The organism is Serratia proteamaculans (assembly GCF_013337185.1).
GTDB lineage: Bacteria > Pseudomonadota > Gammaproteobacteria > Enterobacterales > Enterobacteriaceae > Serratia > Serratia proteamaculans_D.
The window spans coordinates 692,581-701,574 of record NZ_SWDE01000002.1; the positions used below are offsets into that span (position 1 = coordinate 692,581).

The following is an 8,994-nucleotide window of genomic DNA, read 5'->3' on the forward strand; positions in this document are numbered from 1 at the left end:
GGCTTATAGCGGCGTGGTCTGCGCTTCCACCACGGCCAGCGCGACCATGTTGACGATGCGACGTACCGAGGCGATTGGCGTCAGGATATGTACCGGTTTCGATACCCCCATCAGCACCGGCCCCACGGTAACGCCTTCGGAAGAAGATACGCGCAACAGGTTGTAGCTGATCCGTGCCGCTTCCATATTCGGCATGATCAGCACGTTGGCCGCCCCTTTCAGCGGGCTGTCCGGCATCAGATCATTACGGATGCTTTCCACCAGCGCGGCATCACCGTGCATCTCACCGTCAATCTCCAGCTCCGGTGCCATCTTGTTCACCAATTCTAGCGTTTTGCGCATCTTGCAGGCCGCCGGGTTATCGGAAGAGCCAAAGCTGGAATGAGACAGCAGCGCCACCTTGGGTTCAATCCCGAAACGGCGCACGGTTTCCGCCGCCATCAGGGTGATTTCTGCCAGTTGCTCCGGCGTCGGATCGTCATTGACATAGGTGTCGGCAATAAAGGTGTTGCCGCTTGGCAGCAGCAGCGCATTCATCGCCCCAGCGACGTGTGCCCCTTCGCGGAAGCCAAACACTTTCTCGACCACCTCGTAATGCTCGTGATAGCTGCCGATGGTGCCGCAGATCATCGCATCCGCCTCGCCGCGATGCAGCATGATCGCCGCAATCAGCGTTGGGTTACCAATCACCGCACGACGCGCCTGTTCCTGCGATACGCCGCGACGCTTCATGATCTGATAATACTCGCCCCAGTATTCGTTGAAACGCGGATCGGACTCGTTGTTCACCACTTCAAAGTCTTTACCCGGCGTCAGTTGCAGGCCGAGTTTTTGCAGCCGCATTTCAATCACGCTCGGACGGCCGACCAGGATCGGATAGGCCAGCCCCTGCGACACCAGTTCCTGAGTCGCATGCAGTACCCTTTCCTCTTCCCCTTCCGCCATCACCACGCGCTTCATCTCTTTTTTCGCCTGGGAGAAGATTGGCTTCATGAACAGGTTGGTTTTATAGACAAACTCGGACAGTTTTTCGACGTAGGCATCAAAGTCTTCGATCGGACGCGTCGCCACGCCGGACTCCATCGCCGCCTTGGCAACCGCCGGGGCGATTTTAACAATCAGGCGCGGGTCGAAAGGTTTTGGAATGATGTATTCAGGACCAAATGACAGGTCCTGGTCGCCATAGGCCGAAGCCACCACGTCGCTCTGTTCCGCCAGTGCCAGATCGGCAATCGCATGCACGCAGGCCAGCTTCATCTCTTCGTTGATGGTAGTGGCGCCCACGTCGAGCGCGCCGCGGAAGATGAACGGGAAGCACAAGACGTTGTTCACCTGGTTCGGGTAGTCGGAACGGCCGGTACAGATAATGGCGTCCGGACGCACGGCTTTCGCCAGCGGTGGCAAGATCTCCGGTTCCGGGTTGGCCAGCGCCATGATCAATGGATCCCTGGCCATAGTTTTCACCATGTCCTGGGTCAACACGCCCGGACCAGAACAGCCCAGGAAGATATCGGCATCCGGGATAGCATCCCCCAGCGTACGCTGGCCGTTGTCTTCAATGGCATAGGCCGCTTTGGTCTGTTCCATGTTCGCGTCGCGACCTTTGTAGATCACCCCTTTGGAGTCGCAAACGGTAATGTTTTGCTGACGCAACCCCAGCGCCACCAGCAGGTTCAAACAGGCAATTGACGCCGCGCCGGCACCGGAAACCACCAGTCGCACGTCGGAAATATTCTTCTTCACTACCCGCAGGCCATTCAGCACTGCCGCGGTGGTAATAATAGCGGTGCCGTGCTGATCGTCATGGAATACCGGGATCTTCATGCGCTCACGCAGTTTCTGCTCGATGTAGAAACACTCCGGCGCTTTGATGTCTTCCAGGTTGATGCCGCCAAAGGTGGGTTCCAGCGCGGCGATGATGTCGATCAGCTTGTCAGGGTTTAGCTCATCGACTTCGATATCAAACACATCGATACCGGAAAATTTCTTGAACAGCACGCCTTTCCCTTCCATTACCGGCTTACCGGCCAAGGCACCGATATTCCCCAGCCCTAAAACCGCCGTACCGTTGGAAATCACCGCCACCAGGTTGCCGCGTGCGGTGTATTTGTAGGCCGCGAGAGGATCGGCAGCAATTTCCAGACAAGGGGCTGCAACGCCCGGCGAGTAGGCCAGCGCCAGATCGCGTTGCGTTGCCAACGGTTTGGTTGGAGATACCTGAATCTTCCCTGGGGTCGGATACTGGTGAAAATCAAGCGCACTCTGTTTGAGCTGTTCGTCCATTATGGGTTCCTATGCTTTTTGCTTTTATGTTGAGGTAAGACTTGTAAGGCTAGACCAGTATAGTGAGAGAAACGTCACAAACTTTGAACCGGGCCATAACCTTGATCGAAATAGTTTTTTAAAAGTAAAAAAAGAAGTACCACAGGACGGAAAAGAAAAACACTGCCGTCAGTGCGACGGCAGTTGGGCACGCCAGGCATTGAGCGTCGCCACCCGGCCTGCGCAAATTTGTAACGAGGTTTGTAGTGCCAGCGTGTAACTCAGCGCATCGCCCCAGGTGTTACCCAGCAACTGCGGCTGCTCGCACGGAGTAAACACCGACTCAGGGGGCAACAGCACCACCGGCGCTGCCGTCTGCGGGGGTTGGGCGCAGGAGCTCAATAACAGCGCCAGGCATAGGCTGCCCAGCACAGGCGTCATTTTTAATCGCATCACGGTATTTCCTCTGGTAAACGTCGCTTTGCTGGCGCAACTGCTGTTCCTGCTGCTGTTGAGTCGCCATCAGCGCCCGGTTCTGGGCATCCTGGGTTTGCAGCGTGGCAATCAACCCCGCCTGCTGCGCCAGGGTCTTTTGCTGTTCGCTCGCCTGTTGTCGCGCCAGATCCAGCCGATGCGACAACAGCGAGCTATAAGCGGCCAGGCAGATGGCGGCCAACAGCAGCAGCAACACCCCCCCCTGCGCCAACCGGCTTATCCAGGCGCTCATGCCGGGTAATCCCTGAAGGAAAGCTGGAAGTGTGGCCCGTCCTTCAGCGTTTTCCATTCGCCTCCCCACTCAACGTTAACCGCGCATTCGCGTGCCGCACGGCGCACCGCTACCGCGATTTGCGCGTAATAGTCCCATTCCCACGACACCACGCCCGCCGGCATCGCCACCACGTCCACCGCGTGGCCGGTTAAATGGCGACTTTTCAGCGTCTGACTTTGGCCACCCCGCACCAGATCGCGTTGACGCGCCATGGTACGCAGCCCCTCGGTGATGGAAAACGGCACCAGCGAGTACTGCAACGCCAGCCGTATCACCCGCACCAGATCCGGATGAACCCCCACCAAATTCGCCTCACTGCGTGCGGTAAACCGAATATCTTCAATTTCATTTATCATTTTTAAGCCCCGTTTTTTTTCCTATGATTTTTTTAATTAATGCGCTGATATAATCGGCCCCAAGAAAGCCAATCAGTACGCTGGCAAGATTCGCCCACTTTAATTCCAGTCCTGCCAGTGCTAATGCATCCCGTACCGTCCAGGCCAATAATGCGCACATGCCGGCATTTAATAGTCGACGCCGCATACCTACGTTGCGGTAAGCGCCGTGCAATAACGCCATGATGCCCGCCAAAATGGCATTCATCACCGGCTGGAGATACTCACATGCTCGCTGGATAATTAAGCCAACAGCGTCTGGCTCTAAGCTGGACATAGCTGAACTCCTATTTTATTTTAATTAACTGCCAATCACGGCCGGTGGAATATCGGTACCTTCAGAATCTAGTTAAGGATGCTATAACAAAGCAAATGAATAAATACAGCCTCTAGGTTCAAATTGATTCATGCTCAGCCATGGCACAACAAGTCCTGACAAATAACGTCACCGAAGGATAAAAAATTCATCTTTACTGTGATTTATTTCGACTTCTCTTTATCAGGAAAATAAACATTAATAGCGGCGAGAGAATGGCTCTCAATAACAACAAACCTCAACCCTGGAGAAATACCATGTCCGAACGTAAAGCCGTTATTGGTTATTATTTTATTCCGACCAACCAAATTAATAACTATACCGAGTCTGATACTTCAATCGTGCCCTTCCCGGTATCCAACATCACACCGGCCAAAGCCAAACAGCTGACCCACATTAATTTCTCGTTCCTCGACATTAACGCCAATCTGGAATGCGCCTGGGATCCCGCCACTAATGACGCCAAAGCGCGCGACGTGGTCAACCGCTTGACCGCGCTGAAGGCACATAACCCCAGCCTGCGGATCATGTTCTCCATCGGCGGGTGGTATTACTCCAACGATCTGGGGGGTTCCCATGCCAACTATGTCAACGCGGTGAAAACTCCGGCGGCGCGGACCAAATTCGCGCAATCCTGCGTCCGCATTATGAAAGACTACGGTTTTGACGGCGTGGATATAGACTGGGAATATCCGCAGAGCAGTGAAGTGGACGGTTTTGTCGCCGCACTGCAGGAGATCCGCACCCTGCTGAACCAGCAAACCCTGGCTGACGGTCGCCAGGCGCTGCCTTACCAGTTGACCATTGCCGGTGCCGGCGGCGCTTTCTTCCTGTCGCGTTACTACAGCAAGCTGCCGCAGATCGTCGCCTCACTCGATTACATCAACCTGATGACCTACGATCTGGCCGGCCCTTGGGAGAAAATCACCAACCACCAGGCGGGCCTGTTCGGCGACAGCGCCGGACCCACCTTCTATAACGCGCTGCGCGAAGCCAACCTGGGCTGGAGCTGGGAAGAACTGACCCGCGCCTTCCCAAGCCCCTTCAGCCTGACGGTAGATGCGGCGGTGCAACAGCACCTGATGCTGGAAGGCGTGCCGAGCAACAAAATCGTCATGGGCGTGCCGTTTTATGGCCGTGCGTTCAAGGGCGTCAGCAGCAGCAACGGCGGCCAGTACAGCAGCCACAGCACGCCGGGGGAAGATCCGTTCCCGGGCACCGACTACTGGCTGGTGGGTTGCGAAGAATGTGTCCGCGACAAGGATCCGCGCATCGCCTCCTATCGCCAGCTGGAGCAAATGCTGCTCGGCAACTACGGCTATCAGCGCCTGTGGAACGACAAGACCAAAACACCGTACCTGTATCACGCGGCTAACGGCCTGTTCGTTACCTATGACGACGTCGAAAGCTTCAAGTACAAGGCGAAGTACATCAAGCAGCAGCAACTGGGCGGCGTGATGTTCTGGCATCTGGGCCAGGATAACCGTAACGGCGACCTGCTGGCGTCGCTGGACCGCTATTTCAACGCGGCAGACTACGATGACAGTCAACTGGATATGGGCACCGGCCTGCGTTATACCGGCGTGGGTCCGGGTAATTTGCCGATCATGAGCGCCCCGGCCTACGTCGCCGGTACCACCTATAACCAGGGGGCGCTGGTGTCTTATCTTGGCTACGTCTGGCAGACCAAGTGGGGCTTCATCACTTCCGTACCCGGCTCGGACAGCGCCTGGCTGAAAGTGGGCCGCGTGGCATAACGGCAGGTTGCCGCATTAAAAAACCCCGGGGCCGATGGCAACGGGGTTTTTACTGTATTAAAGGTTTAATTTTCGCATCCCTTCGTGGTCAATTCCCTCAGTTGTTACACCAAGGGTAACCCCCATCACGTATCACTTCGCGCCCCATCAGGCTAAAGACGTCGCTCTTGCGCGTCAGCCGTTCGTGCCACCAGCTAAATCCGGCGCCCTTGCTGGCCGGGTGCCAGGCCAGCCAAATCATTTCGTCACCTTTTTGCATATCGACCGGTACCGTCACCAGTTCACCACTCGCCAGCTCTTTTTCTATCAGCGCCGGTGGCAGGAAGCCGTGCCCAATGCCGCGCTTGAGGAGCGCCAGCTTGCTTTCGACGTCGCACACCACCAGTTGACGCTGCAACGGCATGGTACCGTGATTGCGCTTGGGCAACTCGTGGCTGCTGTCGGCTATCACCACCACGATATCGTTCAGCCGCTGGTTTTTGTCCACCGGCTTTTTCTGCGCCGCAAAGGGATGCGAAGGTGAAACGCACAAAACAAAATTCAGCTTGCCGAGCATCAGCGTCTTGGCCTGCACGCTGTCCGGGATCTGGCCGATGGCGATAATCAAATCCGCCCGGTTGTTCTTCAAAGCATCCCAGGTGCCATTCAGCGCTTCCCGCTGTACCGCAATGTTGGCATTCGGGCTGTGCTGGATATAGTCGCGGATATCCTGAGTGATAGTTTCCAGTGGAAAGAAATTATCAACGACGATGCGGATATTATTATCAAGTTTTGGGATGTTTCTCACCCTGCTTTCAAGATCCTGCACCGCATTTAAAATCCAACCGCCTTCCTGCAGCAGGAATTCCCCTTCATCTGTCAGGGTAATCATCGGGCCATTACGATGAAAAAGTTTCACGCAGAGTTTACTTTCAATATTGGATACCCGATAGGATATCGCCGAAGGCGTTTTATGCAATGCCTCCGCCGCCATTGAGAAAGAGCCGGTACTTTTTATGGTGCTGATTATTTTAATCGCATCCAGGGATAATCTAGTCATACAAATTCCTCTTTGAAATAAAATAAGAAAAAATTGACACTAAATTCCCAAGTGGTTGGCGCGTAAAAGTCGTTCAAGTCACACAAGAGTAAGTAAAACCACAAGCAATATACTCCATATCGGAGAACGTCATCTGAAAGACTATTCATCAATCCTTTAAATAAAATTCATCATGACGCCGTTTTTTTAGACAGCAGTGTTTAAATAAATTCAACCAAGAAACGAAAGACAATCATCATAATAATTTTAGTTAATAGCCTATAAAACATTCCACCCTGACGGCCGAGACTAAGAGTAAAAATAAAACAAGCCGCCAAGAATGATGTTTTTAATTTCGTTAATAACCTCTCATTTCACCGGTGAAATAAATCCGACTTACAATACAACTTCAGTCAGGAGTGACTTATGAACAATACTTCCCGTACCCTTATGTCCCTTGGTCTGCTGAGCGCCGCACTGTTCGGCGTATCGCAACAGGCTGCCGCCCACGGCTATGTCGAAACCCCGGCCAGCCGTTCCTACCAGTGCAAGCTGCAACTCAATACCCAATGCGGCAGCGTGCAATACGAACCGCAAAGCGTTGAAGGGCTGAAAGGCTTCCCACAGGCCGGGCCGGCAGATGGGCATATCGCCAGCGCCGACAAATCCACCTTCTTCGAGCTGGATCAGCAAACCCCAACCCGCTGGAACAAAATCAACCTGCACACCGGTGCCAACTCCTTCACCTGGACGCTCACGGCTCGCCATAGCACCACCAGCTGGCGTTATTTCATTACCAAGCCGAACTGGGATGCCTCCCAGCCGCTGACCCGTGCGTCGTTTGACCTGACACCGTTCTGCCAACAGAACGACGGCGGCGCGATCCCTGCCGCGCAGGTCACCCACCACTGCAACATACCGGCAGACCGTAGTGGTTCGCACGTGATCCTCGCCGTGTGGGATGTGGCAGATACGGCCAATGCCTTCTATCAGGCAATTGACGTTAATTTGACTAAATAATAAGGAGGGGGAATACCGCAGGGTTCAGCCGGGTGCTGAACCCTTTTTTATTGTCTGTTGCCGCTTATAAGCCTGATTTTTCTCATCAAGCCCCGCTTTTTTGCCTCCCAGCTACGGCCGTAAAGCCGCAGTCTGCCTGGCTTTGGAGGGGATCCATCGTTCTTATCCATTGCAACAATCAGAAAAAGCGCATTTTAATCGGCAGGCTTCTGATGCAGTGTGTGCAGCCTACGATGGAAAACGTTCTCATTTCCCTACATTGACGTTTGGTCAAGGAGCTTATAAATGAATCAACTGGATGCACTCAAGCAGCTAACCACGGTTGTAGCCGACAGCGGCGACATCGAATCGATCCGTCAGTTCGAACCGCAAGACGCCACCACCAACCCTTCACTGATCCTGAAGGCCGCTGCACTGCCTCAATATAAGCCACTGATCCTCGAAGCCCTGAGCTATGCCCGCCAGCAAGGCGGCAGCAAAGAAACCCAATTGATTAATGCCTGCGACAAACTGGCGGTCAATATCGGCGTCGAAATCCTGAAAAGCGTGCCGGGCCGTATTTCCACCGAAGTGGATGCCCGCCTGTCCTTCGACCGCGGTATGTGCGTGGCCAAGGCGCGCAAGCTGATCGCGCTGTATCAGCAACAGGGCATTGATAAGTCACGTATTCTGATCAAGCTGGCTTCTACCTGGGAAGGCATCAAAGCCGCCGAGGAGCTGGAAAAAGAAGGCATCAACACCAACCTGACGCTGCTGTTCTCTTTCGCCCAGGCCCGCGCCTGTGCCGAAGCCGGCGTGTTCCTGATTTCACCTTTCGTTGGCCGTATCTATGACTGGTATCAGGCTAAACAGCCTGCGGCTGACTACGACGCCGAGCAGGATCCAGGCGTGAAATCAGTGCGCAACATTTATGAATACTACAAACAGCACCGTTATCAGACGGTGATTATGGGTGCCAGCTTCCGCAAGGTAGAGCAAATTCTGGCCCTGGCCGGTTGCGATCGCCTGACCATCGCACCAAACCTGCTGGAACAACTCAAACAAAGCGAGCAACCGGTCGAGCGTAAATTGACGCCATCCACCGAAGGTTTCCATCAGCCTGCCCCACTGGCAGAATCTGAATTCCGTTGGCAGCACAATCAGGACGCCATGGCGGTTGAAAAACTGGCCGAAGGTATCCGTCTGTTCGCCGTTGACCAGCAGAAGCTGGAAGACATGCTGGCCGCCGAACTGTAATTACACTGGAGTAAAACATGTCCTCTCGTAAAGAGCTTGCCAACGCCATCCGCGCACTCAGCATGGACGCCGTACAAAAAGCAAATTCCGGCCACCCGGGTGCACCTATGGGCATGGCGGACATCGCCGAAGTCCTCTGGCGTGACTACCTGAACCACAACCCGACCAACCCGCACTGGGCTGACCGTGACCGCTTCGTCCTCTCCAACGGCCATGGCTCC

General features: G+C 54.5%; 9 protein-coding genes and 1 pseudogene. 4 read left to right on the forward strand and 6 right to left on the reverse strand.

Annotation, left to right across the window (positions count from 1 at the left end; all coding sequences use genetic code 11):
- Positions 1-3: 3 nt before the first annotated feature.
- The 5 genes from maeB to FCL49_RS13510 form a co-directional block, all read right to left on the reverse strand.
- Entirely contained in the window at positions 4-2,283 is a 2,280-nt protein-coding gene (gene maeB / locus FCL49_RS13490) for an NADP-dependent oxaloacetate-decarboxylating malate dehydrogenase (protein WP_174353975.1), read from the reverse strand.
- Positions 2,284-2,451: 168 nt separating this feature from the next.
- Entirely contained in the window at positions 2,452-2,622 is a 171-nt protein-coding gene (gene lysC, locus FCL49_RS13495) for an Rz1-like lysis system protein LysC (protein WP_174353512.1), read from the reverse strand.
- Positions 2,606-2,989: a DUF2570 family protein gene (locus tag FCL49_RS13500; RefSeq protein ID WP_174353976.1), complete on the reverse strand. Its 384-nt coding sequence runs from the start codon at positions 2,987-2,989 to the stop codon at positions 2,606-2,608. The genes lysC and FCL49_RS13500 overlap by 17 nt, the downstream gene beginning before the upstream one ends.
- The gene (locus FCL49_RS13505) at positions 2,986-3,387 is read right to left on the reverse strand and encodes a M15 family metallopeptidase (RefSeq protein WP_135317493.1); all 402 of its coding nucleotides are present in this window, start codon (positions 3,385-3,387) and stop codon (positions 2,986-2,988) included. Before FCL49_RS13505 ends, FCL49_RS13500 begins: the two co-directional genes overlap by 4 nt.
- Positions 3,377-3,703 (reverse strand): phage holin, lambda family, encoded by a 327-nt coding sequence (locus FCL49_RS13510; protein ID WP_012146187.1) that lies wholly within the window; start codon positions 3,701-3,703, stop codon positions 3,377-3,379. The genes FCL49_RS13505 and FCL49_RS13510 overlap by 11 nt, the downstream gene beginning before the upstream one ends.
- A gap of 296 nt (positions 3,704-3,999) precedes the next feature.
- Here FCL49_RS13510 and FCL49_RS13515 point away from each other — a divergent pair, with 296 nt between their 5' ends.
- Positions 4,000-5,499 carry a glycosyl hydrolase family 18 protein gene (locus tag FCL49_RS13515; RefSeq protein ID WP_174353977.1) on the forward strand — a complete coding sequence of 500 codons (1,500 nt, stop codon included), beginning with the start codon at positions 4,000-4,002 and terminating at the stop codon, positions 5,497-5,499.
- A 97-nt stretch (positions 5,500-5,596) separates the two neighbouring features.
- Here the strand turns inward: FCL49_RS13515 and FCL49_RS13520 are convergent, their stop codons facing one another.
- The gene (locus FCL49_RS13520; RefSeq protein ID WP_174353978.1) at positions 5,597-6,538 is read right to left on the reverse strand and encodes a LysR family transcriptional regulator; all 942 of its coding nucleotides are present in this window, start codon (positions 6,536-6,538) and stop codon (positions 5,597-5,599) included.
- Positions 6,539-6,943: 405 nt separating this feature from the next.
- Here FCL49_RS13520 and FCL49_RS13525 point away from each other — a divergent pair, with 405 nt between their 5' ends.
- The 3 genes and pseudogenes from FCL49_RS13525 to FCL49_RS13535 form a co-directional block, all read left to right on the forward strand.
- On the forward strand, positions 6,944-7,537 hold the full coding sequence (locus FCL49_RS13525) for a lytic polysaccharide monooxygenase (protein ID WP_012146190.1): 594 nt from the start codon (positions 6,944-6,946) through the stop codon (positions 7,535-7,537).
- Positions 7,538-7,822: 285 nt separating this feature from the next.
- Complete coding sequence (gene tal, locus FCL49_RS13530) at positions 7,823-8,773, forward strand: transaldolase (RefSeq protein ID WP_174353979.1); 951 nt, start codon at positions 7,823-7,825, stop codon at positions 8,771-8,773.
- Positions 8,774-8,790: 17 nt separating this feature from the next.
- A pseudogene (locus FCL49_RS13535) lies at positions 8,791-8,994 on the forward strand (transketolase); the annotation flags it as partial.

What these genes read in the sequence shown, in the direction of transcription:
- maeB (WP_174353975.1), bottom strand. Translation starts at nt 2,283, where the DNA reads ATGGACGAACAGCTCAAACAGAGTGCGCTTGATTTTCACCAGTATCCG.
- FCL49_RS13500 (WP_174353976.1), bottom strand. Translation starts at nt 2,989, where the DNA reads ATGAGCGCCTGGATAAGCCGGTTGGCGCAGGGGGGGGTGTTGCTGCTG.
- FCL49_RS13505 (WP_135317493.1), bottom strand. Translation starts at nt 3,387, where the DNA reads ATGATAAATGAAATTGAAGATATTCGGTTTACCGCACGCAGTGAGGCG.
- FCL49_RS13510 (WP_012146187.1), bottom strand. Translation starts at nt 3,703, where the DNA reads ATGTCCAGCTTAGAGCCAGACGCTGTTGGCTTAATTATCCAGCGAGCA.
- FCL49_RS13515 (WP_174353977.1), top strand. Translation starts at nt 4,000, where the DNA reads ATGTCCGAACGTAAAGCCGTTATTGGTTATTATTTTATTCCGACCAAC.
- FCL49_RS13520 (WP_174353978.1), bottom strand. Translation starts at nt 6,538, where the DNA reads ATGACTAGATTATCCCTGGATGCGATTAAAATAATCAGCACCATAAAA.
- FCL49_RS13525 (WP_012146190.1), top strand. Translation starts at nt 6,944, where the DNA reads ATGAACAATACTTCCCGTACCCTTATGTCCCTTGGTCTGCTGAGCGCC.
- tal (WP_174353979.1), top strand. Translation starts at nt 7,823, where the DNA reads ATGAATCAACTGGATGCACTCAAGCAGCTAACCACGGTTGTAGCCGAC.